The 24,319-nt window shown below is 63.2% G+C and carries 25 protein-coding genes; 14 read left to right on the forward strand and 11 right to left on the reverse strand.

The genetic code is table 11. The annotated features are described in order from the left end of the window. Window positions 1–57 precede the first annotated feature (57 nt). The 3 genes from BLT65_RS05400 to BLT65_RS05410 all read right to left on the reverse strand — a co-directional run bounded on the left by BLT65_RS05400 (window position 58) and on the right by BLT65_RS05410 (window position 3,349). Window positions 58–891, reverse strand: coding sequence for a shikimate dehydrogenase family protein (locus BLT65_RS05400; protein WP_042306188.1), 834 nt, complete (start codon window positions 889–891; stop codon window positions 58–60). 53 nt (window positions 892–944) lie between these two features. Beyond that, on the reverse strand, window positions 945–2,327 hold the full coding sequence (locus tag BLT65_RS05405; RefSeq protein ID WP_091775650.1) for an MFS transporter: 1,383 nt from the start codon (window positions 2,325–2,327) through the stop codon (window positions 945–947). Between the two features lie 245 nt (window positions 2,328–2,572). Then, window positions 2,573–3,349 (reverse strand): LOG family protein, encoded by a 777-nt coding sequence (locus BLT65_RS05410; protein WP_244186426.1) that lies wholly within the window; start codon window positions 3,347–3,349, stop codon window positions 2,573–2,575. An 11-nt stretch (window positions 3,350–3,360) separates the two neighbouring features. On the opposite strand from BLT65_RS05410, the gene pdxR reads away from it, so the two are divergent. The 4 genes from pdxR to ppnP all read left to right on the forward strand — a co-directional run bounded on the left by pdxR (window position 3,361) and on the right by ppnP (window position 6,185). Further along, on the forward strand, window positions 3,361–4,782 hold the full coding sequence (gene pdxR / locus BLT65_RS05415) for a MocR-like pyridoxine biosynthesis transcription factor PdxR (RefSeq protein WP_091775656.1): 1,422 nt from the start codon (window positions 3,361–3,363) through the stop codon (window positions 4,780–4,782). A 123-nt stretch (window positions 4,783–4,905) separates the two neighbouring features. Beyond that, window positions 4,906–5,349 (forward strand): carboxymuconolactone decarboxylase family protein, encoded by a 444-nt coding sequence (locus tag BLT65_RS05420; protein WP_091775659.1) that lies wholly within the window; start codon window positions 4,906–4,908, stop codon window positions 5,347–5,349. Window positions 5,350–5,417: 68 nt separating this feature from the next. Continuing rightward, window positions 5,418–5,738, forward strand: coding sequence for a quaternary ammonium compound efflux SMR transporter SugE (sugE, locus tag BLT65_RS05425; protein ID WP_091776131.1), 321 nt, complete (start codon window positions 5,418–5,420; stop codon window positions 5,736–5,738). A 126-nt stretch (window positions 5,739–5,864) separates the two neighbouring features. Next, window positions 5,865–6,185 carry a pyrimidine/purine nucleoside phosphorylase gene (gene ppnP, locus BLT65_RS05430; RefSeq protein WP_007730846.1) on the forward strand — a complete coding sequence of 107 codons (321 nt, stop codon included), beginning with the start codon at window positions 5,865–5,867 and terminating at the stop codon, window positions 6,183–6,185. Between the two features lie 57 nt (window positions 6,186–6,242). Here ppnP and BLT65_RS05435 read toward each other — a convergent pair whose 3' ends face one another. Further along, window positions 6,243–7,205, reverse strand: coding sequence for a LysR substrate-binding domain-containing protein (locus BLT65_RS05435; RefSeq protein WP_091776135.1), 963 nt, complete (start codon window positions 7,203–7,205; stop codon window positions 6,243–6,245). Window positions 7,206–7,339: 134 nt separating this feature from the next. Between BLT65_RS05435 and BLT65_RS05440 the strand changes: the two genes are divergently transcribed. The 9 genes from BLT65_RS05440 to BLT65_RS05480 all read left to right on the forward strand — a co-directional run bounded on the left by BLT65_RS05440 (window position 7,340) and on the right by BLT65_RS05480 (window position 15,681). Further along, window positions 7,340–8,404: an ABC transporter substrate-binding protein gene (locus tag BLT65_RS05440; protein WP_042306257.1), complete on the forward strand. Its 1,065-nt coding sequence runs from the start codon at window positions 7,340–7,342 to the stop codon at window positions 8,402–8,404. A 54-nt stretch (window positions 8,405–8,458) separates the two neighbouring features. Continuing rightward, window positions 8,459–9,529, forward strand: a complete 1,071-nt coding sequence (locus BLT65_RS05445) for an ABC transporter ATP-binding protein (protein ID WP_091775662.1) — start codon at window positions 8,459–8,461, stop codon at window positions 9,527–9,529. Next, window positions 9,516–10,388, forward strand: a complete 873-nt coding sequence (locus BLT65_RS05450) for an ABC transporter permease (protein ID WP_091775665.1) — start codon at window positions 9,516–9,518, stop codon at window positions 10,386–10,388. The genes BLT65_RS05445 and BLT65_RS05450 overlap by 14 nt, the downstream gene beginning before the upstream one ends. A 4-nt stretch (window positions 10,389–10,392) precedes the next feature. Next, window positions 10,393–11,190, forward strand: coding sequence for an ABC transporter permease (locus tag BLT65_RS05455; protein WP_091775668.1), 798 nt, complete (start codon window positions 10,393–10,395; stop codon window positions 11,188–11,190). Then, window positions 11,187–12,323: an NAD(P)/FAD-dependent oxidoreductase gene (locus BLT65_RS05460; RefSeq protein ID WP_091775671.1), complete on the forward strand. Its 1,137-nt coding sequence runs from the start codon at window positions 11,187–11,189 to the stop codon at window positions 12,321–12,323. Before BLT65_RS05455 ends, BLT65_RS05460 begins: the two co-directional genes overlap by 4 nt. Before the next feature lie 7 nt (window positions 12,324–12,330). Next, window positions 12,331–12,672, forward strand: coding sequence for a (2Fe-2S)-binding protein (locus BLT65_RS05465; protein WP_091775674.1), 342 nt, complete (start codon window positions 12,331–12,333; stop codon window positions 12,670–12,672). Further along, the gene (locus BLT65_RS05470; protein ID WP_091775677.1) at window positions 12,662–14,083 is read left to right on the forward strand and encodes an FAD/NAD(P)-dependent oxidoreductase; all 1,422 of its coding nucleotides are present in this window, start codon (window positions 12,662–12,664) and stop codon (window positions 14,081–14,083) included. The genes BLT65_RS05465 and BLT65_RS05470 overlap by 11 nt, the downstream gene beginning before the upstream one ends. Before the next feature lie 7 nt (window positions 14,084–14,090). Next, window positions 14,091–15,257, forward strand: a complete 1,167-nt coding sequence (locus BLT65_RS05475) for an NAD(P)/FAD-dependent oxidoreductase (protein WP_091775679.1) — start codon at window positions 14,091–14,093, stop codon at window positions 15,255–15,257. A 70-nt stretch (window positions 15,258–15,327) separates the two neighbouring features. Continuing rightward, complete coding sequence (locus BLT65_RS05480; RefSeq protein ID WP_091775682.1) at window positions 15,328–15,681, forward strand: RidA family protein; 354 nt, start codon at window positions 15,328–15,330, stop codon at window positions 15,679–15,681. A gap of 30 nt (window positions 15,682–15,711) precedes the next feature. Here the strand turns inward: BLT65_RS05480 and BLT65_RS05485 are convergent, their stop codons facing one another. From BLT65_RS05485 to BLT65_RS05495, 3 genes are all read right to left on the reverse strand, one after another. Next, window positions 15,712–17,229: a diguanylate cyclase domain-containing protein gene (locus BLT65_RS05485; protein WP_208545731.1), complete on the reverse strand. Its 1,518-nt coding sequence runs from the start codon at window positions 17,227–17,229 to the stop codon at window positions 15,712–15,714. Window positions 17,230–17,676: 447 nt separating this feature from the next. Beyond that, complete coding sequence (locus BLT65_RS05490) at window positions 17,677–17,937, reverse strand: hypothetical protein (protein ID WP_042306199.1); 261 nt, start codon at window positions 17,935–17,937, stop codon at window positions 17,677–17,679. A 264-nt stretch (window positions 17,938–18,201) separates the two neighbouring features. Further along, window positions 18,202–18,366, reverse strand: a complete 165-nt coding sequence (locus tag BLT65_RS05495; RefSeq protein ID WP_007585164.1) for an FmdB family zinc ribbon protein — start codon at window positions 18,364–18,366, stop codon at window positions 18,202–18,204. 265 nt (window positions 18,367–18,631) lie between these two features. On the opposite strand from BLT65_RS05495, the gene BLT65_RS05500 reads away from it, so the two are divergent. Then, window positions 18,632–20,554, forward strand: a complete 1,923-nt coding sequence (locus BLT65_RS05500; RefSeq protein ID WP_208545732.1) for an SMP-30/gluconolactonase/LRE family protein — start codon at window positions 18,632–18,634, stop codon at window positions 20,552–20,554. Between the two features lie 31 nt (window positions 20,555–20,585). Here BLT65_RS05500 and BLT65_RS05505 read toward each other — a convergent pair whose 3' ends face one another. The 4 genes from BLT65_RS05505 to BLT65_RS05520 all read right to left on the reverse strand — a co-directional run bounded on the left by BLT65_RS05505 (window position 20,586) and on the right by BLT65_RS05520 (window position 23,917). Then, complete coding sequence (locus tag BLT65_RS05505; protein ID WP_091775689.1) at window positions 20,586–21,734, reverse strand: acyltransferase family protein; 1,149 nt, start codon at window positions 21,732–21,734, stop codon at window positions 20,586–20,588. Window positions 21,735–21,861: 127 nt separating this feature from the next. Continuing rightward, window positions 21,862–22,476: a hypothetical protein gene (locus tag BLT65_RS05510; RefSeq protein WP_091775692.1), complete on the reverse strand. Its 615-nt coding sequence runs from the start codon at window positions 22,474–22,476 to the stop codon at window positions 21,862–21,864. 52 nt (window positions 22,477–22,528) lie between these two features. Then, a complete protein-coding gene (locus BLT65_RS05515) occupies window positions 22,529–23,320 on the reverse strand; it encodes a molybdopterin-dependent oxidoreductase (protein ID WP_091775695.1) in 792 nt (263 codons plus the stop codon). Window positions 23,321–23,323: 3 nt separating this feature from the next. After that, a complete protein-coding gene (locus tag BLT65_RS05520) occupies window positions 23,324–23,917 on the reverse strand; it encodes a cytochrome b/b6 domain-containing protein (RefSeq protein WP_091775698.1) in 594 nt (197 codons plus the stop codon). Between the last annotated feature and the right edge of the window lie 402 nt (window positions 23,918–24,319).

A 24,319-nucleotide genomic window follows, 5' to 3' on the forward strand; every position in this document is an offset into this window, starting at 1 on the left:
CGGGCGACGCAGCAATCTCAGGGAGCCGCGATACGAAGGGGACATCGAAACAGCGACTTAGTAGGCGATGGTCGCCGCGCTGCGCAACTCGTCGGGCGTAGCAGTCCCGAAGCCGAAGAACTCCAGATAGGCGGGAATCATCTCGAACAGCATGTCGGTACCGACCTGCACTTCACAGCCCTTCTCACGCGCGGCGCGCAGGAACGGCGTGTACTCCGACTTCATCACGACTTCGCCGACAAAGCACGTAGGCGCAATGCGCGCGACATCGAAGGGCAGCGGATCGCCCTCCTTCATGCCGAGCGGCGTCGCGTTCACGACGACCTCGTAGCCGTCGGGATCTTTCGAGCCGGTGCGAACCGTCAAGTCCGGGTAGTGCTCGCGCAGACGCTGCGCGAGCCCCTCGGCGGATTCGTTCCGTGCGTCGTACAACGCGAGTTCGGCGACACCCGCCGCCGCCAGCGACGCCGCGATCGCCGAGCCGACACCGCCCGAGCCCGAGATCAGCACGCGTGCGCCCTTCAGTTGCCGCCCCTTGCCCAGCACACCGCGCACGAAGCCGGCGCCGTCGAACTGATCGCCGAGCAGCGTGCCGTCGGGACGCTTGAGCACCGCGTTGCAGGCACCCGCGATACGCACGGCAGGCGTGACTTCATCGACCAGTCCGACCGTCGTCACCTTGTGCGGCATCGTGATGAGCGCGCCGCGCAGATTGGTGAAGCGGAAGATCGACTTGAAGCTCTGCTCGTAATCTTCCGCCTTGACGCCCATCGGCACAACGACCGCGTCGATACCTTTTTGCTCGAACCATGGGTTGTAAATCATCGGCGACTTGAAGCTCTCGGTCGGAAAACCGATGTGCGCGACGAGGGTGGTCTTTCCGGAAATCATGGTCAAGTTGCTCTCTCAGGCGTCTAGTTCCGCTCAGCGGGCTTCAGCGTGCTTCAGTGGGCGAATGCCGCAGCCCGCGCAGCGTCATACTCGATTTTGTCGACGGGGTGAGCGTCAGGCTGGCCGAGTTCGTCCATATGAACACGGTACGTCTCGCGGGCGCTGAACGCGGCCAGTGCGGCGATGATGGTGATCGCGAAAGCAAGGGCGCCGACCGTCAGCCAGATATTGTTGGATCCCGGAGGCGCCACGGCCGTGAACAGCGCGGGCAGCATCGCGGTGATCGCGGTGCCGATATTCTGCGCAATCGCCATCGCCGAGACGCGGGTGGCCGTCGGGAACAGTTCGGGGTAGAAGCTCGGGAAGACGGCGTTGTAGCCCTGATAGACCACGCCCCACATCAGGATCGAGATCACGAAGGCGAGCGGCACGCTGTGAATGCTGATGGCGTAGAGATACGCGAACGCCAGCAAGCCCGACAGCAGCGAACCGACGATGATGGGCGGCTTGCGGCCGATCTTGTCCGACAGGTTGCCGACGTACGGAATCACCACCACAGCGACGATGTTGCCGACGACGGGGATCCACAGGTACATGTCCTTCGCGAAGCCGATGCCGTAGGCCGGCTGCACCGCATACGCCGCGCCGAAGATGGTCGCCACGACGGGAATCACGTTCATCAGCGCCATGCAGATCACGCGCAGCATGTTCGGCGTGCTGTACTTGAACGCATCGACGATCGGCGAGCGGGCACGTGCGGCACCGCCCTCTTCCTTGAACGCAGGCGTCTCGTCGACCTTGCGGCGAATGATCCAGCCCGCGATGATGACCACGAAGCTCAGCAGGAACGGAATGCGCCAGCCCCAGACATTGAACTGCTCGGCGGGCATGTAGTGCGCGAGCGGCAGGAACACGGCGGCAGCCAGAATCTGCCCGGCCTGTACGCCTTGCAGCGTGAAGCTGGAGTAGAAGCCGCGACGGCCAAACGGCGCGTGCTCCAGAATCATCGAGCTTGCGCCGGAGATTTCGCCCGCCACCGCGAAGCCCTGCACCAGACGCAGGATCACGAGGAACAGGGGCGCCAGCAACCCGACTTGATCATACGTGGGCAGCAGGCCAACGCCGATCGTCGAAAAGCCCATCAGGAACATGCAGGCCAGCAGTACCTGCTTGCGGCCGTGCGTGTCGCCGAGGTGGCCGAGCACGAAGGCACCGATCGGCCGCGCCACGTAGCCCACGCCGTACGTCGCCAGCGAAGCGACGATCGCGGTTGTGGCATTGCCCTTGGGAAAGAATATCTGCGGAAAGATCAGCGCCGATGCGGTCGCATAGATGAAGAAATCGTAGTATTCAAGCGCCGATCCGATCCAGCCGCTGGCGGCGGCCTTCTTCGATTGATGCTTACCCTGGGGCTCGTGAGCCGGGACTGCGGTCATGGTTGTCTCCTAGCTTTGTAGGCTGACGACTATCTGAATGTCGACAGGATGGAGCGCAGCGTAGCGCCCCGAGGCCATACAGCACAAGGGATTATCGCCCCTTTTTGTTCGATCATCGCGCAAGACTGCGCGATGATCGAACGCTCTGAGGGTTTCTCCGGGTTCTGGAGGGGTGTCGAACGGTGCCTTTACTAGCTAGCTAGAGTGTGCGCCTCACCGGGAAAGTCGCGGGAGAAAAGTCGAGCCTATAGCCACTTGGGCACATCCGTGTGTGTATAGCTGCGGAGCTGGTCGACGAGGCTTGCCGCTTCCGCCTCCACGCATATCGAATGACGGTGCGCTGCCGGCAAGAATTTCGTGTCCACCATGTGATCGATGAACTGCAGAAACGCGCCGAAGAAGCCCGCGGAGTTCAACAGGCCCACGGGTTTGTCGATCTCCGAAAGCTGGTTCATCGACCATACCTGCATCAGTTCTTCGACCGTCCCGATTCCGCCTGGCAAGGCAATAAAGGCATCCGCGAGTTCGATCATGCGGGCTTTGCGAAGCTGCAGGCTCGGCGCGATCTCGCACATTGTCAGCCCGGGATGCGACTGTCCGCGCAGGTGCAGGGTTTCCGTGGTCACACCATGCACTTTGCCGCCCGCAGCGAGTGCAGCATCCGCGACGACAGCCATCAGACCGTTCGTCGTGCCGCCATAGATGACCGTCATCCCGGCCTCCGCCAGAATCCGGCCGAGCACTCGCGCGGCGTCGGCGTAAGTCTCCGAGGCGCCGTGGTTCGAGCCACAAAATACGGCGACTGACCTGATTGAACGCAACGCCATGTCGAGTGATTTCCTTGTTGTGAAGGTGTATGCAAATGGGGCAATCAGTCTATGAACCGGATGGCCTGGCTGGCAGAGCCATGAATCGACAATTGCACCAGACCATGACAGCGCAGAATCGGGCACGTCTGCATTTGCCTTGTACAGGCTATCGGGATCATCATGGCATGCCTTACATTGGTGATTTGCGCACATCTGGCTGATCCATGAACGCCTCGAAATCCAGCCCGCTTTCGCCGCTCGATCCCGCATCCGTTTCGCCCTTCTACCGGCAGATTTACGATCGGTTTTGCGCCGCTATCGCCGGTGGCATGCTGAAGCCGGGTGACCGGATACCCTCGGCACGCGCGCTGGCGAACGAATTGGGTTTGTCGAGAGGCACCGTCGACACAGCCTATTCACTGCTGACGGCCGAGGGCTATATCGAGGCGCGCGGCCAGGCAGGCACGATCGTGACGCCTGGCCTCAAGCCGCGAACGCTCGTCGCGGCCACGCAGCCCAAACCGGCTGAAAGTTCTGACGAGCCCAGTTTCCGGCCCGATTCGATCTTGCCCTTCCAGATGGGCTTGCCCGCTCTCGATGCCTTCCCGCGAAAGATCTGGGCGCGCCTAGGCGCGCGATGCGTACGCGCCATGCAAGCTTCCGACATGGTTCATCCGTCCGTATTCGGCTTACCCGAATTGCGGACCGCGATTGCCGCCTACCTTCAGATGTCGCGCGGGATCGACTGCTCGCCCTCGCAGGTTTTCGTGACCTCGGGATACCGTCACAGCCTCGGGTTGATCGCTCATACGTTGCTGAAGCCGGGGGACCGTGTATGGCATGAAGACCCTGGCTTTCCGCCTACACGGGAAGTATTGGCGCGCCTGAATATCGCCGCTGTGTCCGTACCCGTCGATAGTGAAGGCATGGTCGTTTCCGACGCACTGCGACTCGCGCCCAGGGCGCGTGCAGCCGTCGTGACGCCCGCGCATCAGAGTCCGCTTTGCGTGTCCTTGTCGTTGCCGCGGCGCCTCGCGCTGCTGGACTGGGCCACACGCAACAACGCTTGGGTAATCGAGGACGACTATGACGGCGAGTACCGTTACGTCAGTCGCCCTTTACCTGCGTTGAAGAGTCTGGATCACGACGGCAGAGTCCTTTACGCGGGCACGTTCAGCAAGGTTCTGCTGCCCTCCCTTCGCCTTGCGTATCTTGTCGTGCCGGAAGCGCTGGTCGAACAGTTCGAACAATCCATTCACGCTTTCGCAGGCGGCAGCCCCGAACTGACCCAGACGATCGTCGCGGCCTTCATCGCAGAAGGACATTTCGCGCGGCACATACAACGCATGAGAAAGCTCTATGCCGAGCGTCGCGAAGCGGCCGTAGAGGGTCTGGAAAGCGTGCTAGGGCGACACCTGCGAATCGACTCGCAGCCAGGCGGCATGCATCTGATCTTGCGCCTGCAAGGCCGGCGCTCCGACCGCCGGCTGGTGTCGCGCATGCGCGCAGACGGTCTGTACGGAGAAGCCTTGACGGACTGGACGACGAATCGCGATGGCGCTTCCGCCGTGCTCGTCAGCTTCACGAATATCGACTCGCGGCGTACTGCCGAGAATCTCGCCAGTCGCATCCTGACGCTGATATGACGACGGCCCCCGTCATCTTCGCGGAAATCTTGGCCTGGTACTCAAACCCATTTATGGACCTTCATCACCAGGCCAAGATCGCTCACGATAGAGTCTTTCAACAAGCACACACAAGGACTCGTCATGAACAATCGCATCGACTACGCAAAGGCATCGCCTGAAGGCTACAAGGCGTTCGGCGGCGTGTACGTCACGCTGCAGAATTCCGGCCTGTCGAAAGAACTGGTCGATCTCGTTTATCTGCGCGTTTCGCAGATCAACGGATGCGCGTTCTGCATCGACATGCACACCCGCGATCTCGTCAAGCGCGGCGTCACGGTCAACAAGCTCGCACTCGTGTCCGTCTGGCGCGAAGCAGGCGCAGTGTTCAGCGACCGCGAGCGGATCGCACTGGCGTGGGCGGAAGCCGTGACACGCGTGGCCGAAACCCGCGTCCCCGACACCGACTATGAAGCCGCAGCCGCCGAATTCAGCGACAAGGAACTCGCGGACCTCACCTATGCGATCGGCTTGATGAACGTATTCAACCGGTTGGGCGTCGCATTCCGCACGCCGCCGCAACACTGATCAACCCACACTGACCCAACCTCGCCCGGCCGCAAAGCCTGGCGAGTCAACCAATGAATCTTTCATCCATGTCATGGGCTTTACTGAGTGTCGCAGGCCTGCTTGAAATCGCATTCGCTTTCGGCATGAAGTGGTCGGAAGGATTTACGCGATTGATGCCTGCGCTGTTCACCGTCGCCACCGGCTTGTCGAGTGTCTTTCTTCTTTCACTGTCGCTGCGTACGCTGCCCGTGGGAACGGGTTATGCCGTCTGGACAGGTATCGGCGCGGCGGGTACGGCGCTGCTGGGCATCGTGGTACTGGGCGACTCCGCGGCGCCTATGAGGATACTTTGCATCGCCCTCATTCTGGCCGGCGTCATCGGACTCAAGCTGGTCGCCAGCAATTGAGAGTCACCGCTGTCTGCGCGGGGATTCGCAGCCCCGCCGCAGGCAAGCTGTATCATGGCGGCCTCGCGTCGCCACGTTCATGCGGCGCTCCTGCCTTGATTCACAACGACCCAGAGGAACACCGCCATGACGGCCGCAACGCAATTCGATCAGGTTTCCGTTGTCAAACGCGCCAACGTCTACTTCGACGGCAAGTGCGTGTCGCACACCGTTCTCTTCGCCGACGGCACGCGCAAGACGCTGGGCGTGATCCTGCCCGGCACGCTCAACTTCGGCACCGACGCACCCGAGTTGATGGAAGTGCAGGCGGGCACATGCCGCATTCGTCTGGAAGGCAGCGACGAGTGGAAAACCTACAGCGCAGGCGAGACGTTCTCGGTGCCCGGCAAGAGCCGCTTCGACATCGACGTAGTCGAAACGCTCGACTACGTCTGCAGCTATCTGTAACGACTCGCGCGCGTTGCCGCGACGACGCAGATGCGTTCGCGGCAACATCCCCTTGCGTCATTGCCTCGCCCGCCTGGCGCTTTGCTTGCGCGCGCGTTTCGGCGTCGAGTCAGGGACGATCAGCGCCAGCTTCTCCATCACTTCCTCATGCTCCGTACGGAGCACTTCGACGAACGCCGCAGCCAGCCGCTCGCGCGGTTGATTCGGCGGAAACAGCAGATACATCGGGAACATCACCGCCGGCGAAAACGGCCGGATGGCGATATCCGGTCCGGCAAAATCCAGCGCCACGCCCGGATGCGCCAGCGTCACGCCCATTCCGCAGCGCACCAGCTCACAGCAGATCGCCGTGTATTGCGCCTCGATCGCGAGCTTGCGTTCGACGCCCGCGCGCACGAACACCTCGTCCATCTGCGCGCGCGTGCCGTCGCCATGACACAGCGAAATAAACGACTCGCCTTGCAGATCGGCAGGCTTGATGACGGCCTTCGAAGCCAGCCGGTGCGCAGCAGGCATCACGCAGACCGCGGCGACTGTCGACAGCATTTCGACATCGCAATTCGACGCCTCGCTGATGTACACGGCCACGCCCAGATCGCAGAACTGCGATGCCGTCCAGTGATTCACCGTGCCTGACGTGTTCACGTGCAGCGACACGGTCACGCCCGGGTGCAAGTCCTGAAAGCGCTTGATCGCATGCGGCACGAGCGTCAGCCCCGCTGACGGCATCGCCGCGATGCGCAGACGTCCGCTGCCCAGGTTGCGAATCTGCGCAGCGGCATTGGTGAGCCCCTGCAGGCCGACATACGCGCGCTCCACTTCACGAAAGAACGCCGTGCCCTCACTGGTCGGAATCAGCCGCACGCCGCTGCGTTGAAACAGCAGCAAGCCCGTTTCGCGTTCGAGCTGCGAGATCAGTCGGCTCACGTTCGGCTGCGACGTGAAGAGCGCTTTCGCCGCCGCCGTCATCGACCCGGCCACCATCACCGCACGAAACGCCTCGATATGCTTCAGGTTCATCGTCTTCAACCCATATCAACCATGTATGGATAGCTATTTTATTCGTATTGGACGATATGACCATTGCGGACCAGACTGTGATCCATTGACACGCCGCCAGAGCGTCCTTCCCACACTGAATGGAGATCGTCGTCATGCAAGAAACGCTGCGCCGCCGTTGCCGTTTTACGATCCGTGTCCTCTCCTCCGCCCTTTCCGCCGCCTGCCTGACCGCGCCGTTGCTCGCACACTCCGAGGCGACGCTGTATGTCGCTAACGTCGGCGGCTCCAATGAGCAGCTCTATCGTCAGAAGATCATCCCGCCGTTCGAGAAGGCGCATGACGTGAAGATCGTCTACGTCGCGGGCAATTCGAGCGACACGCTCGCGAAGCTCCAGGCGCAGAAAGGGCATCAGCAGATCAACGTCGCGGTGATGGACGACGGCCCGATGTATCAGGCCATGCAGCTTGGCCTGTGCGCCAAGGTCGACGAGGCGCCCGTGATGAAGGACCTCTATCCGCTCGCGCGGCTCGGCCCGACGGCCGTCGGCGTCGGCATGGTGGCGACGGGCATCGGCTACAACGAACAGGCGTTCAAGAAGCTCGGCCTGCCCGCGCCGGATTCGTGGCAGGTGCTGACCGACAAGCGCCTGAAGGGCAAGCTCGGCGTGCCGCCCATCACCAACACGTATGGCCTGCACACGCTCGTGATGCTCGCGCGGATGAACGGCGGCGGCGAGAAGAACATCGACCCGGGCTTCACCGCGATGACGAAGCAGGTCGCACCCGACGTGCTGTCATGGGCGCCGACGCCCGGCGAGATGGATGGTCTGATGCAGGCGGGCGACGTCATCATCGCGCCGTACGGCAGCGGCCGCGCGGTCGCGCTGCAGAACACGGGCTTCCCGCTCAAGTTCGTGTATCCGAAGGAAGGCGGTGTCGCGTTGCAGGTCGCGGCGTGCCCCGTGGCCGAGAACGCGCAGCCCAAGCTCTCGCAGGACTTCATCCAGTACCTGCTGAGCCCCGAAGTGCAGGCGATGCAGGCGCAAGGCATCGGCCTCGGCCCCGTCAACAAGACCGTCAAGCTGACGCCCGACGTGGCCGCGCGCGTGCCCTACGGCCCGGACCAGGTCAGCAAGCTGACCGCGATGGACTGGGCCACGATCAACCAGCACCGCACCGAATGGACGGAGCGCTGGAACCGCTCGGTCGAGCGATAAGCACCGCAGCCGCATCACAGCCGCAACGCCCGCCTCCGCACAGGACCGCCGCTTATGACCTTCCTCACCCTGCAAGGCCTCTCGAAGCGCTACGGCGACTTCACTGCCGTCGAGCATATCGATCTGTCCGTCGAACGCGGCGAGTTTCTGTCGCTGCTCGGTCCGTCCGGTTGCGGCAAGACGACCACGCTGCAGATGATCGCCGGCTTCGTCACGCCGAGCGCGGGCCGCATCACGCTGGGCGGCCGCGACATCACGCATGAGCGCCCCGAAAAGCGCGGTATGGGCGTGGTGTTCCAGAGCTACGCGCTGTTTCCACACATGACGGTGGCGGGCAACGTCGGTTTCGGCCTGGAGATGCGCAATATGAAGCGCGATGAGCTCGCGGTACGCGTCGCCGAAGCGCTCGATCTTGTGCGTCTGAAGGGACTCGACGCGCGTTACCCGAAGGAATTGTCGGGTGGCCAGCGCCAGCGCGTCGCCATCGCCCGTGCTCTGGCGATGCGTCCCGAGTTGCTGTTGCTCGACGAACCGATGTCGAATCTCGACGCGAAGCTGCGCGAGGAAATGCACATCGAACTGCGCGCGATCCAGAAGCGCCTCGGCATCACGACGATCCTCGTCACGCACGATCAGGTCGAAGCGATGACGATGAGCGATCGCATCGCCGTGCTGCACAAAGGGCGCATCGCGCAACTGAGCACGCCGTTCGATGCCTACGAGCGCCCCGCTACGCCGTTCGCGTCGACGTTTCTCGGCCGTACCAACACGCTGCCGGGCGAAGTGCGGGGCCGCAATCCACGCTGCGCGGTCGTGGACGTTGCGGGCACGACGCTGCATGTGCCGCATGAAGGCCGCGACGTGGAAGGCGCGGTAGACGTATACATCCGTCCCGAGAAAGTGCGCCTTGCGAATGGCGATGCCCGGATGCACGGACGCATCGCGAATCGCGTGTTCATCGGCAATCAATGGCTGCTCGAAGTCGACACCGAACTCGGCATGCTGCGTGTCGCGCAGCCGAATTTCGGCGCGCCGCCGCCCGAGGAAGGCCACGAAGTCGGCCTCGCCTTCACCGACGACGATCTGCGCGTGCTGACCCGGGAGAGCGCCCATGGCAACGCTTGACGATTCGCGCGCGGGCGCCGCGCCGTGGCTGCTGTCCGCGCCCGCGCTGCTGCTGTTCGGCGCACTGCTGCTCGTGCCGCTCGTGCTGACGCTGCTGCTGTCGTTTCGCGTCTTCAGCGACGTGGCGGGCGTGCAGACCGCGTACACGCTCAAGAACTACGCCGAGGTCGTGAGCGATCCGTACTACGCGGAAATCTTCCTGCGCACGGCGGGCCTCGCGCTCGCGGTGACGCTGCTGAGCGTGCTGCTCGGCGTGCCGGAAACCATCGTGCTCGCTCGCATGAAGCGGCCGTGGCAGTCGCTGTGCCTGCTGATTGTGCTCGGACCGTTGCTGATCTCCGTCGTCGTGCGCACGCTCGGCTGGCAGATTCTGCTCGGCAACAACGGTGTGCTCAACAACGCATTACAGACCTTGCACATCACGTCCGAGCCGATCCGCCTCGTGTTCACGATGACGGGCATGATCATCGCGCTCACGCATGTGCTGGTGCCGTTCATGGTGATGTCCGTGTGGGCGACGCTGCAAAAACTCGATCCGCAGGTCGAATGGGCGGGGCTGTCGCTCGGCGGCTCGCCGCTGCGCGTGTTTCGCCGCGTGGTGCTGCCGCAGATCATGCCGGGCGTTCTATCCGGCTCGATCATCGTGTTCGCGCTGTCGGCTTCGGCCTTCGCGACGCCTGCGCTGATCGGCGGGCGCCGTCTGAAGGTCGTCGCGACGGCTGCCTACGACGAATTCCTCGGCACGCTCAACTGGCCGCTCGGCGCGAGTATCGCGGTGCTGCTGCTGATCGCGAACGTCGCGATCGTGATGGGTTGCAGCCGTCTCGCCGAACGCCGTTTCAAGCACATTTTCGAGTGACGCCATGAAACAGAACGGATTCTGGGGCCTGCTGTTCAACGCGCTGTTCCTCACTTTCATCCTCGCGCCGCTGGTTGTCGTGATGCTGGTCGCGTTCACCGACAAGGGCTTTATCTCGATGCCATTCGACGGCGCGTCGCTGCGCTGGTTTCGCGCGATCCTGGAGAACGGCGACATCGTGTCGGCGTTCTGGCTCTCGGTGCGGCTCGCGTTCGCGGCGGCGACCATCGGCGTCGCGCTCGCAGTGCCCGCCGCGCTCGCGATTGCCCGTTACCGCTTCACGGGCCGCGCCGCGCTGATGAGCTTCTTCCTCTCGCCGATGATGATTCCCGCCGTCGTGCTCGGCATCGCGTTCCTGCGCTTCCTGTCGATGCTGCATCTGAGCGGCTCGTTCTGGGCGCTCGTCGCGACGCACGTGATCGTCGTGCTGCCATATGCGCTGCGGCTCGCGCTGTCGTCGGCTGTCGGGCTCGACCGCGACGCCGAGCGCGCCGCGCTGTCGTGCGGCGCGAGCCGCTTCACCGCGTTTCGCCGCGTCGTGCTGCCGATGATCCGCACGGGCGTCGCGGGCGGCTGGGTGCTGTCGTTCATCCAGAGCTTCGACGAACTGACGATGACCATTTTCGTCGCGACGCCCGGCGCGACCACGCTGCCCGTCGCCATGTACAACCAGATCGCCCAGACCATCGATCCCCTCGTCGCCTCTGTCTCGGCGGTGTTGATCGTCGGCACGGTTCTGCTGATGGTGCTGCTCGACCGCATGGTCGGACTGGACCGCATCCTGATCGGAGAAGCACGATGACCCGCAACTCATCCGCCAATCCCGACGTGCTCGTGCTGGGCGGCGGGCTGGTCGGTTCCGCCGTCGCCTGGGGCCTGGCGCGCGAAGGCGCGCAAGTGACGGTGCTCGATCAGGACGACGGCGCATTTCGCGCGTCGCGCGGCAATTTTGGACTGGTCTGGATTCAGGGCAAGGGCTATGGCCTGTCGCCTTACGCGCGCTGGTCGCGCAGTTCGGCCACGCGCTGGCCCGCGCTTGCCGCTGCGCTGCTCGACGAAACGGGTATCGACGTGGCGCTGCGCCAGCCTGGCGGCTTTCACTTCTGCTTCTCCGACGACGACCTCGCCGACCGCGCAAAGCGGCTCGGAACGCTGCAGCGCGAGTTGGGCGACTATCCATATCAGTTGCTCGATGCGCGCGAGGTGCGCGAACGCCTGCCGCAGATCGGACCGGACGTGATCGGCGCGAGCTATACGCCGATGGATGGCCACGTCAATCCGCTCAAGCTGCTGCGCGCGCTGCACACGGGCATGCAGCGGCGCGGCGTGACGCTGGTCAGCAACGAGGAAGCGCTGCGCATCACGCCCAACAGCGGCGGCTTTGCCGTGCAGGGCAAGCACGGCACGTATCGCGCGGCGCGCGTGGTGCTCGCGGCGGGTCTCGGCAATCGCGCGCTCGCGCCGCATGTCGGGCTGCACGCGCCCGTCGCGCCGAACCGCGGGCAGGTGCTGATCAGCGAGCGCGTCGCGCCGTTCCTGCACTACCCGACGCTCAACGTCCGGCAAACGGACGAAGGCACCGTGCAATTCGGCGATTCGATGGAAGAAGTCGGCCTCAACGATTTCACCACCACGCACGTGCTGTCCGACATCGCGCGGCGCGGCGTGCGCGCGTTCCCGTTGTTGAAGAACGTGCGGCTGGTTCGCACCTGGGCGGCGCTGCGGGTCTACAGTCCGGACGGCTTTCCGATCTATGACCAGTCCGCGTTGCATCCGGGCGCCTTCGTCGTCACCTGTCACAGCGGCGTGACGCTCGCCGCCGCGCACGCGCTGCGCATCGCGCCGTGGATCACCGGCGGCGCGATGCCCGACGAGCTTCCCGCGTTTTCGGGCATGCGCTTCACCGAATCCCCCGCTCTCATTCCCGCTCACTGATTCCGACATGACTTCCACACCGCTATTCAAGGCCCTGCCCGGCGCCGATGCGCCCGTCGATATCTGGTTCAACGATCAACCGCTGCGCGTGCCGGGCGGCCGGTCGGTGGCCGCGGCGCTGCTTGCTTCCGGCATTGCGCGGTTTCGCGCGACGCCCGTGTCCGGCGCGCCGCGCGCACCGTATTGCATGATGGGCGCGTGCTTCGAGTGTCTGGTCGAGATCGACGGCGTGCCGAGCCGGCAAAGCTGCACGGTGACCGTGCGCGACGGCATGCGCATCCGGTCGCAGGAAGGCGCGCGCGATCTGCCGCCCGTCGCTGTTTCGCTGGAGGATGCTCATGGTCGCTGAACACGCTACAGGGTTTGTGTCCGAAGCCGTCGACGTGGTCGTGGTCGGCGCCGGTCCCGCCGGGATGAGCGCGGCGACGCGCGCGGCCCGCGCCGGTCTTTCCGTCGTGCTGCTGGACGAGCAGGATGCTGTCGGCGGGCAGATCTATCGCGCGATTGGCCGTGCCGACGCGCGCCGCAAGGAGATACTCGGCCCCGACTACGCTGCGGGCGCGGCCATTGCCGACGCGTTCGCGCGCTCCGGCGCGCGGCATGTCGCGCATGCGTCGGTGTGGCAGGTCACGCGCGAGCGTTCCGTGCATTACCTGAAGGACGGCAAGGTCGGCAGCTTCGACGCGCAGCGCGTGATTCTCGCGACGGGCGCGCTGGAACGTCCGTTCCCGATTCCCGGCTGGACGCTGCCCGGCGTGCTGACGGCGGGCGCCGCGCAGATCCTGCTGAAAAGCGCGGGCGAAGTGCCCGCCGAGCCGCCCGTTCTCGCTGGCTGCGGCCCGCTGCTCTATCTGCTCGGCTGGCAATACGTGAGAGCGGGCGTGCCGATCCGTGCGCTCGTCGATACCACGCGTCACGAGGACCGCTGGCGCGCGAAGAAGCATCTGCTCTCCGCGCTGCGCGCGTGGCCGTTTCTCGGCAAGGGGCTGCAACTGATTCGCACGCTGCGCGACGCGGGTGTCCCGATCTTCGAGGCCGCCGACGATCTGCGCGTCGAATCGAAGCACGACGCAGACGGCGTCGAGCGCGCCGCCGCGCTCAGCTTCACGACACAGGGCCGCGCGCACAAGGTCGAAGCCAGCGTGATCCTGCTGCATCAAGGCGTCGTGCCGAACACGCAATTCACGCTCTCGCTGCGCGCGCAACACCACTGGGACAAGGCGCAGCTATGCTTCGCGCCGACCACGGACGCATGGGGCGAACTCGACGTGCCGGGCATCTTTATCGCGGGCGATGGCGGGGGTATCGGCGGCGCGCTTGCTGCTGCCGAACAGGGCGCGTTGAGCGCGCTCCAGGCCGTGTGCCAGCTTGGCGCGATCGACGCGGCCACACGCGACAGCGAAGCCGTGCCGCATCGCCGAACGCTGGCGAACGTGATGCGCATCCGTCCGTTTCTGGACAGCCTGTACCGCCCGCGCGACGCGAACCGTATTCCGCACGACGACGTGATCGTCTGCCGCTGCGAAGAAGTCACGGCAGGCGACATACGCGGCTTCGTCGAACTCGGCTGCGTCGGGCCGAACCAGGCGAAGTCGTTTGGACGCTGCGGGATGGGGCCGTGTCAGGGCCGTATGTGCGGGCTCACCGTCACCGAAATCATCGCCGACGCGCGCAAGGTGCCGCCGGGCGAAGTCGGCTACTACCGCATCCGTCCGCCCATCAAGCCGCTCACACTTGGAGAACTCGCCGGTGAAGAATGACGCCGCCATGTCCCCTTCCGCCGCCACGCGTGAAGCCGACGTGCTAGTGATCGGCGGCGGCCTGCACGGATCGAGCAGCGCGTTCCATCTGGCCGCGCGCGGCGCGAAAGTGATCGTGCTCGAAGCCGATTACGTCGCGCGGCACTCGTCGGGCGTCAACGCGGGCGGCGTGCGCACGCTCGGACGGCCTGTGCCGGAGATTCCGCTGGCGTTGATGTCGCGCGAAATCTGGCACACGTTGCGCGACACCATCGGCGACGACGGCGGCTTCGTGCCTTCCGGCCAGTTGAAGATCGCGGAGACGGAGGCCGAACTCGACGAATGCCGTGAACGCGTCGCGCTGCTCGAAGCGCATGGTTTCACGCACGAGAAGCTGATCGACCGCGCGACCGTGCTCGAACTCGAACCCGCGCTCGCGCCGCATGTGACGGGCGGCATCTGGGTCGAGCGCGACGGCTACGCGTTGCCGTTCAAGACGACGACAGCCTTCCGGCTTGCCGCCCAGCGACAAGGCGCGCACTTCTTCGAAGGCACACCGGTTACCCGCATCGAGCAGCGCGGCACGCGCTGGGTTGCGCAGACGCCGCACGGCACCTACAGCGCGGAAAAGCTCGTCATCACGGCGGGCGCGTGGGCGGGCCAACTGGCCGAGCAGGTCGGCGAACGCGTACACGTTCATCCCGAAGGTCTGATGCTGATGGTCACACATCGCGTCGCGCCGTTCTGCCGCGCGACGCTCGGCGCAACGGGGCGCCCGCTGTCGTTCAAGCAGTTCGACAACGGCACGGTCGTGATCGGCGGCAAGCTGATCGGTATTGCCGACCTCGATGGACGGCACGGCGAGGTCGACTTCGCGCGCCTCGTGCGCAGCGCGAATACCGTCGTCGATCTGTTTCCGCATTTGCGGCATCTTGGTGTGAATCGCGCGTGGGCGGGCGTCGAAGCCTTTACCGACGACGCATTGCCCGTGATCTCGGCGAGCCGCCGCGCGTCGAATCTCGTCTACTCGTTCGGTTACTGCGGCAGCGGTTTTCAGCTCGGGCCGGCATGCGGGCGGCTCGTCTCCGAGCTCGTGCTCGACGGCAAGGCTTCATTGCCGCTCGATGCATTCGCGATCGACCGCTTCGCGCGGCAGGCCGTCTCCGAACGGACGGCGAGCGCCGTCGCTCATTGAGATTCCATTGATTCATGCGCGCCCTGTCCGGCGCGCTATTTAACACTTCAACCAGGGAGTAAACCAGCGTATGTCCGATATCGTGAGAATCGAAACGAATCAGCGCATGAGCCGTGTCGTCAAGGCGGCGGGGCTTGTGTTCATCGGCGGCCAGACGTCGAACGATCACGCGGCTGATGTGAAGGTGCAAACGGCGAGCGTGCTGGCGAAGATCGACGGCTTTCTGGAGAAGGCGGGCATCGACAAGACGCGTCTGGTGTCGGCACAGGTGTGGCTCGCGAATATCGAGCGCGATTTCGCGGGGATGAACAGCGTGTGGGACGCGTGGGTCGCGCCCGGCTGCGCGCCGACCCGCGCAACCGTCGAGGCGAAGCTTGCCGCGCCGGAACTGCTGGTCGAGATCGCCGTCGTCGCGCTGGCGTAGCGGCGGCGCTTCGAAGCGGGCGCCGTGCGCCTAGCCGTTCGCCACGCGATACGTGCCCCGGCCGGCCTGCTTCGCGGTGTACAACGCCTGATCCGCGCGCCGGATCAGGCCATCGACGGAATCGTCGTTCGCCGCCAGCGCAATGCCGACGCTGGTGCCGATGCTGACCGCCTCGCCCGTCGACAGGTAGTACGGCAGCGCGATGTCGCGGATCACGCGTTGAGCCAGCGCGACGACGGACGGTAGCGTGGTGTGGTCGGCGATGATCGCGAACTCGTCGCCTCCCAGGCGCGCGACCAGCTCACCCGGACGCAGCGCGCGCGACAGCCGCGAGGCAACCGTCTCCAGCACCTCGTCGCCCGCGCAATGGCCGAGCCGGTCGTTGACCTGCTTGAAGCCGTCCAGGTCCAGATACATCATCGCGATCGCATCGCCCTTCATCCGCGCGCGGTCGAGCAGGATCTGCTCCAGCCGGTCGCGCAGCTCGCGGCGGTTCGGCAGGCCCGTCAGCGCGTCGTGCCGCGCGAGGTGCAGAATCTTCGCCTCCGTCTGACGCCGCTCGGTCACGTCCTCGATGATGATGATGGCGCTGCCGTCCGGCACCGGGTTGCGGGTCAATTCCAGCTGGCGGCCGTCCTGGAGTTCGAGGCCCATCGGGCTGCGCTCGTCGCCGAGCCAGGCGCTGAACCGTTCGACGAGCCGCTTGCGCAGCGTCCCGCCGAACTGCGCGATGCCGACATGGCCGATGAACTCGGGCAGCGGCACGTTGAGCTTGAGCATTTCGACGGTCGCGCCGAACAGCTCCGCCGTGCGGCGGTTGGCGATCACGACCTTGCCCGCCCCGTCGACGGTGCAGAGGCCATGCGGCATGTAGGCCAACGCGGCATCGAAGCGCGCGGCCAGTTCGGCGTGCCGCTGTTCAGCCGTCATCAGCGCGACGAGGCCGTTATAGTGGCGCCGCACGACCGACACCATCGCCGCGTTGTACGCGATGAGCGGCGGCACGAGAATCCATGCGCCGCTTTGCGGCGCTATCAGCGCGCCAATGCCGATCGGCACCGTGCCGAGAAAGATCTGCGCGATTGCAAGCCGCGGCAGCGCCGCGTTGCGCGACGCGATGCCGCCAAGGATGCCTGCAGCAACCATGATCGCGAGCGTGGCCAGTTCCTTGTCGGACGACAGAAAGCACGCCGCCGTGCCGAGGCCGAGCAGCAGGCAGGCAATCAGGCTGACGGGCGCGTAGCGGGCGGCCCACGGGCCGGGATGCACCTCACCGACACGGCTGCGCGCCACATAGAGGCGCACGATCCCGAGGCGTGCGGCCAGCAGGGCGATATCGGCGATCAGCCAGAGCGCCGTCCATGTCTGATGCAGCCGGAAGCACGCAACGACGGCCACGAAAATGCTGGAGAGGCCCGACAGGAACAACGGCCATGCGTTGTCGAACAGCGCGGACAGCAGCGCTGCGCGCACCGACGGACTGACAACGGCCTTCTCTGGCGTGGGCGTCGCCAGTAGCGAATCAAACATGGAAGTTTTCTCGGACATGGCTCGGCCGTGATCGGGACGCTGCATTCCGGCCCATCGCGGGGCAAGCTTTGCTCTCTGAATTAACGGCCTGAAAATGCGGGTCTTGAGTCAGGTAAACGCGACGCAAGCGGCAGGTGACGCATGATGCCGTAATTTTGGCCGCTCGTGCTGGCCGCGTGTATATGTTACTCACGCAAAATTCCGCTGAGCGTGCATCTGTCATGCAGCGCTGGAAAGTGACATTGCGGTGAATGTCGAGCATGCGGTGAAAGAAAGGCTGCGGCGCATCGCAGTCGAAGCGTTGCGACGATGAGCGAAGACCTGATCGAGTCGATCGGCTCGCAGAAGCGCTAACGGCAATTCGCTGCCGATAGCGCCTGAAGGAAAGATAAGGCGATTGCCACCTCAAGCCACGCCGATGGTGTGAACATCAGCACGGCCGCTGACAGGCATCGATGTGAGCCGTCAACGATGAACGTGCCCATCGCGGGCAGGCAAGGCAAATCCTTTTGCCTGTTCGCGATCCTGCAGGTTCACGGCGGCAATCACCGTATTACGTGGAATCAGGATTTTCAGGCCATCGACTTCCGCTTCGCACATGCCTTCGCTTGCGTCGAAGGTGTCACACGTCAACTGGCTCCAGTCGTCCTCTTTCGGATGCTCGCTGAATACGTCGTGGGAAACGTTGCGCCAGTAAGCGCCGTGCAGAATGACAAGCCATGCCATCACGACCTCGATCAGAAAAATCCACTAGTGAACGTCGCAGGTTCACGCGGTGGGTGCGCCCGACGGATTGCGCAACGACCAGATGCCAGGCGTGTTTCTAAGCATCCAGTTACCACAGACGGTGCAACGGTATTCGTCACACACCTTGGCGTCAGAACCCATCGCGCTCAAATCGCCATGCGGCGGCGCTGACGACGGCTTTCCGTCCAAAGCCTTGCATGCGTCGCATGGTTTCATCTGTGCGCCTTGCGTTATGCCACGCGCTCAGCTCTTGCGCGACGTCTTCGCGACGAAAGGCGTCGGTGCGTGCTGCACCTTGTCGCTTCCGCATTTGGGACATTTCAGCTGCGCCGTCGCATGTTCTGCGACGTGCTCCGCGTGCTCGAACTTTTCCCCACAACTCTCGCAACGATACTGGTAGGTCGGCATGCTGATTCTCCGATGCGGACGAATTGGATGCGGATGCGAAAACGCATACGGCAGTAACCCATTCTAGTGCGGCATGCATCGATTGAAGGGTTTTTCGTATCGCGTATGGGTGCTGGCCATGCGCTCAGCATGGAACGCTATTTTTTCTGCACTCACGTTCGGATATCGATACCCGTTTGAATAAATGGGCACTTAAAATTTCGTGCATCGCCAATGCACGATTTACTCACTTATCCGATCGACTGACGTCAGGAGAACCTATCGCATGCACAACAGACGAATACGACTACCCGCCCTGTTCTTCGGCGCATTCATTGCGATGGTCGCATCGGTCTGTCATGCGCAACACACGACCGACTGGCTCGCGAATACTTATGGCATGCTCGCCTCGCACGTCGGCAATGCCGCGCGTTCGATGTGGGTCGCGCCAGAAGGCGTCGTCTATACAGCTTCGATGTGGGACGAGAATGAAGGCGGCGTCGCGATTTACCAGAACGGACGAAGCGTTGGATCGATTGGTATCCATAGCGAGTTTCAAGGCGGCGCCATTACGGGCAATGCGACGTCGATTTTCGCGGCGATGCAGGCGGGCACGCAATACGGCAGCGGCGGCGTCGGGCGCTACAACCGCGCGACGGGCACACGCGATCTCGTCATCAACGTCAGCACATGGAACGCGGTGACCCGCGCCGATGCGATCACGGGACTCGCGACGGCCGGCTCGCTCCTCTATGCGAGCGATTTCTTCGGCAATCGCGTGCGCGTCTTCACGACAGATGGCGCTTGGCAGCAGGACTTCAGCGTCGCTGGACCGGGTGCGCTCGCGCTGGATAGCGCGGGCAATGTCTGGGTGGCGCGCAAGAGCGCGGGCGCCATCGTCGAATACGGTCCCACGGGCACCTTGCTGAACACAATCCAGATGCCCGCGACTTCGCGCCCTTCCGCTTTGTACTTTGATGCATCAACGGGCCTGCTGATGGTCGGCGACGAAGGCCCAGACATGAACATCAAGCTCTACAGCACGACAGGCGCGTCGCAACTGGCCGGCACCTTCGGTGTTCAGGGCGGCTATCTCGACACCACGACGGGCATCAAAGGTCAGGTCGGCGACAAGCGCTTCACGCGTATCGAAGGCATCGGCAAGGACTCGGCCGGCAATCTGTATGTACTCAACAACCCGTGGGGCGGCGGCTGGGATCTCGGCCGCAATGGCGGCACCGACATTCACGCATATAACAGCGCAGGCACCCTGCTGTGGAAGCTGCAGTCGCTCAACTTCGAAGCCGTCGCGGCGCCTGATCCCGTGACGGATGGCGCGTTGTTCTATAGCGGCACGAACATCTATTCGGGCACGGCGGGCGGCACCTTCATCGCGAATACCGTCGATCCTTTCTCGTATCCCAACGATCCGCGCCTCAACGTCAACGACACGCAACGCGACGAGCACTTCGGCCAGCTCGTCAGCGTCGGAGGCAACCGGATTCTCGTTGCGTCAGGACAGAACCCGGCGATCTTCTACTTCTACCATTTCGAACCGTCGAAGGGATATATCGCGGTGCCGGATGCTTCGCTGCCGGGCGCCGTGTTCAATACGACGCGCCCGGTGACAGGCGGCTTTAGCATCGACAGCAAAGGCGACGTGTGGGCCGGGCTCGATCGCACGAATCACATCTATCACTATCCGCTGACGGGCTTCGATGGATACGGCAAGCCGGCATGGGGGCCGGGCATCGCTTTTCCGATTCCCATGAGCATTCGCCCGTTGACACGCCTCATCTATCTCGCCGAGAGCGACACGATGATTCTTGCGCAAGGTATCGCGGGCAGTTGGGACTGGACCGCGATGAACACGCGGATCGAGGTGTATCACGGCTGGAGCGCGGGCAACATGACGCGGCCCGACCCGGTGATCAATCTCACCAGCGCAAATGCGAAGTCGATGACGGCGGCGGGCAACTATCTGTTCATCGGATACGTACACACGGTGCCGAACATCGACGCATTCAATCTCACCACGGGCCGCCTCGACACAACGTTGACCAATTCGAATCCGGGCAACGTGGACGTCGGCAACGATGTCGACTCGATGTATGGCCTGCGAGCCTACCTCAGATCGACGGGCGAGTATGTGGTCACGAAAGACAACTACAACGGATCGAGCATCATCGTTTATCGCTGGACGCCGTGACGTCTTTGCGCAAGGGCGGCGCCGTTGCGGTTCAGGCCGCGGGCGCGCCCGGCACGTCCGGTGTGTACTTGCGCAGCCGCTGCGAAATGACGTGCGAAGGCTTTTCGATGATCCGGTAGAACGCGTAGCTGATCGCGAAGGCCAGCGCCACTTCGACGAACCATGCGTAGCGCGAGGTTTCGTCGAATGTCGTCATTTCGAGTAGCGCGAGCGCCGTCTTGTGGCAAAGATAAAGGCTGTACGACCACGCGCCGCATGCAGCCAGCACCGTCCACGAACGGGATTGAGACGGCGTCGCGGTTTCCGTCGCGATCCAGATCGCCGCGAGGATTTGAAATACTGGCAGCGTGATGTCCGGTGTGATCAGCGGCAGCATGGCCGGCTTGAGATTCGATTCCGACAGCAGAATCATCACGGCTGCGCCTGCGGCAACGACCACCGTCCTCAGCACAACGAGATGGTTGGCAAGCAGACGCGTACACGCATCCAGACCATGCCTCATTGCTCTCGTTAGCGGCGAATACGCGCCACGAATCTGAAACTGCGCTGCGTTGCGCTGTGTCTCCGCGATCAGGCAGCCTGAAATCCATCCGGCTGCGTACAGCAACGCCGTGCCCGGAACGCGATAGGTTTCATAGACGCAACCGTGACAAACGGGATGCCCGAACAGCCGCACGCATGCAACCATCGCAACCGCCATCAGCGCACAGCCGACGATCATTTCGCCAATATAGTGAAAGCGCGGCCGCAAAAGCGGATAAACCGCGTAATACACCATCTCGCAGTAAAGCGACCACAACACCGATTCCAGATAGTTCTGCCCAGTCGGCAATGGCTGAACGACGCATAGCAGAACGACCAGTGGCAACCCAATACGGATGAATCTCGACGCGTAATAGTTGACTGGTTTGAGCGCGACGTCCTTGTGATATGCAGCGTGAATGCAATAGCCGGAAATCACAAAGAACACGATGACAGCGGCGGGCCCGGCGAACAAGGCGGTCGATCCAGACCACAACGCCCCGCCCAGAAACGAGAGCCGATGCGGCAGGAGTTCCTTGAAAAGGGGCGGCTTGAAGTGGTACATCAGTACCCAGAACGCCGCAAGAAAGCGAATGCCGTCGATCTTTAAGGATTTTCCGGAATTGGCCGACGCCGGCAGCTTCAAGGTACTCGCCATTTTTTTCGCCCCTTTTATTACGGCTGCGTCGATCTTATCGTCGCAGCCGATAACAAAAATGGAAAATAATTGGCGAAATTAAATAGCGCCGCTCGAGACTTGAATGCTCGAGAGGCGCTTGCAGCAATTACATCGGCGGCGCGACGCCATCCTTCTCGACCACGACACGCTGTGCAACATAGCTGCCTTGCGAAGCCGGCGTCGCGACGACGAACACCTTCTTGCCCGGCGTCAGATCGCCATGCGTGGCGGGCGTGAACGTCACGACGGGTACGTTAGGCGGTACGGTCACGACGTTGCTGCCGCCCTTGTACGACAGCTTCAGGTCACGCCCACTCGTGCTTTGAACCACAGTGTCGACATTCGCGTTGGTCATCGAACTGTTCGGCCCGAGATCCCAGTCGTAGTGCCCTTCGCCTGTGCCGCGCGCGGACTCAGGGAATACCACGACCTCCGTTGCCGTTAGCTTGCCGTCCGTGCCCGTGGTCGCAGCCGTGCCGATGAACGTGCCCGGCTTGATATCGGACAGTTGAATCGCCTTGACGGCCGAAACTGCAATGGCCGGGTTCACTTCGATCGACACCGTGTCGCCGCTGCGGCGATGGACCTTGAGCGTGTCACCGTCGAGCGACACGATTTCGCCGCGGATACGCGAGGGCTTGGTCGCGGGCGCCTGGGCGAACGCAGCCGTGGCAAGCGTGGCTGTCAGAAGTGTGGCGCCGAGTTTGATGCGGAAAGACATGGAAGCTCCCAACGGGTTGGTTTAGGTGTAGCGAGAGAACAACGTCATTGCGTCACGAACCGCCGAACCAGTTGTAGCCCTGGTTCTCCCAGTAGCCGCCCGGGTACTGGTTCGTGATTTCGATGGCGACAATATGCTTCGGGTTCTTGTAGCCGAGTTTGGTCGGCATGCGCAGTTTCATCGGAAAGCCGTACTTCGGCGGCAACACGTCGTTGTCGTAAGTGAGCGTGAGCAGCGTCTGCGCGTGCAGCGCAGTCGGCATGTCGATGCTGGTCCAATAGTTGTCCGCGCAACGTAGCGACACATACTTGGCGCTAGTATCCGCGCCTGCGCGGCGCAGGAAATCGGAGAAGCGCACGCCGCCCCAATGCCCGATCGCGCTCCAGCCTTCGATACAGATATGCCGCGTGATCTGGCTTTCCTGCGGCAGCGCGCGCAATTCGTCGAGCGTCCAAACGCGCTTGCCGCGCGCGAGTCCACCTACCTGCAAGCGGTACGTCGCGGCGTCGACTTCGGGCACGTCGTCGATGTCATAGAACGCGTTGAACGGGAACGGCCGCGTGATCATCGACTCGGGATAGGTCGGCGCGAGTTTGTTCGGGTCGAACAGCAGGGCCTGCACGTCGTCGTTGAAAAACGAAATGCGGCGCAGCGCCGTGTTCACTGCCTTGTCGTTGGTCAGATCGCACCCGGACAGCAGCGCGATGCCACCGAGCGTCAGCAGACGCTGCCCGAACAGACGTCGCGCGGGTGATTTGAGTTCGCGCTGTGCATCGCGGATGATCGACTCGCCGTGTGTCGCGAGAAAAGAACCGGGCTGCGGGGTGCGCTTGCGGATCGTCATGATTCAGCGCCCCCGGATCATCAGCAGCAGCGAGCGCGGCACGAGCGCGACCATCACCACATGCACGACGAAGAATGCGACCAGCACGCTCATGCAGACGAAGTGAACGATGCGTGCATTGTCGTAGCCGCCCATCAGCGTGCGCAGCAGCGGAAACTGTACGGATTTCCACACCGCGAGCCCCGACAGCACGATCAGCACGATATCGGCGATCACCACAAGATAGGCGAGCTTCTGGATCGCGTTGTACTGCGCGAGGTCGTCGTGCTTCAGACGTCCGCGCACTGCTGCGACCAGATCGTTAGCAAGCTGTGTCGGCTTGAGCGGCAACAGCTTGCGCTGAAAGCGGCCCGACGCAAGATTGCCCGCCAGATACACGATGAAGTTGGCGACCAGCAGCCACATCACCGCGAAGTGCCATTGCAGCGCGCCGCCCAGCCAGCCGCCTAGCGTAATCGAACGAGAAAACTGGATGACGGGAAAGATCGGCGACGCATCGTAAATCTGCCAGCCGCTCATGACCATCAGCACGACGGCCAAAGCATTGATCCAGTGCGTAATCCGCACCCACCCCGGTTGAACCGTGTTGTGACTCAAGACCACTCCAGGTTTGATGTTGTTGTTTCCGGCGCCACGCGATCCGCAACGGGCAATGCGCGTGCGCGCGCGTCAGGTACCGCGACATATGGGCTAACGCGGTCAATTGCTGGTTATTCCGTCGTGTCGTCAGATTTTTTTCTTGCAATCGGCTTGCAATGACAATGCGGACGGCGCGTTTCTAGACGGCATATGGCGCTTGCGTCGCATGAATGTTATGTTATAACATCGCCGACATTGTCTTTCGTCATGACGAGAGGACGGAGAGTCATAACTACAACCGTTTCAACGGCGCAATCAGTCATCGCGTAAGCAATTCGAAAACAAGTCTGCCGCATGCCACATTCATAGGATTCCTATGGATCGGACGCGCTCGCGCCATCAAAACGAATCGAACAAGAT

This window comes from Paraburkholderia steynii (assembly GCF_900100565.1).
In the GTDB taxonomy this organism is placed as follows: domain Bacteria; phylum Pseudomonadota; class Gammaproteobacteria; order Burkholderiales; family Burkholderiaceae; genus Paraburkholderia; species Paraburkholderia terrae.